The 841-nt window shown below is 36.9% G+C and carries 1 protein-coding gene; it reads right to left on the bottom strand.

Features of this window, described 5'->3' with window-relative positions; all coding sequences use genetic code 11:
* Positions 1-841, bottom strand: an 841-nt coding sequence (locus AJ884_RS09770) for a flagellin hook IN motif-containing protein (RefSeq protein WP_315940644.1), incomplete at both ends; no start/stop codon positions are given.

Here is an 841-nt window from a genome sequence, read left to right on the forward strand (position 1 = left end):
GCTCTGATTTGATCAAGATTGGTTATAGCAGTTTCAGCTATATCCATTACAGCCATAGCACCTTTAAGAGTAGTTACACCCGCACTCTTATCTACTGTTCCAGCCATATTGCCTGCTGAAGTTTTTAAAGTAGCAAATTGAGAATTTCCTGAACCTTCTGAAAAACCTGAACCTTTAGAAACGGTATAAACATTGCTAGCACTAGACATTGCTGAAATAGTAACAAGAGAATCTGTTAATAAAGCTGACATATTTTTGCCACTGCCCTCAGAAAATCCTGAACCAGCAGAAAATCCTGAACCTTCAGAACTCATATAAGCTGAAACAGAAGAATAACCTACTAAAATTTGTTTTCCTCCGCCTTTAAAGGAATTAAAGCCCATTGCATCCGCTATATTTGCATCGATTTGACCTTTAGACTCTCTTAAAGATACTGAAGATTGAGAAATAAGATCAGTTGTTCCCATACCTATAGCACTAAGATTGGTTCCGCTGATGTTAATATCTCTACCATCGTTTTTTACTAAAGATAATCTTCCATAATTTTCTTTTTGTGTTCCTAAAATTCCAGAACCAACTCCTATATCTCCAGTGATTTTAATCCCTCTACCATCAGCTGAAGTAAGAACAAGCTTACCATTTTCATCCTTAGAAGCTTGAACTCCTGTTGTGTCTTTAACCGCATTGATAGCTGAGATCAACTGACCATTGCCATCTCCGTCTTTATAAGAAATTTGACCAATTACAACCCCATTGATAGCAAAGTCTTGAGAAGTAGTTCCTGCTTTTATAGCATAAGCCCCTGTAGTTTTTACATCATAAGTTGCTCTAACTCCTGTTT

The sequence above is a fragment of the Campylobacter sp. BCW_6463 genome (assembly GCF_001762785.1).
Lineage (GTDB): Bacteria > Campylobacterota > Campylobacteria > Campylobacterales > Campylobacteraceae > Campylobacter_D > Campylobacter_D jejuni.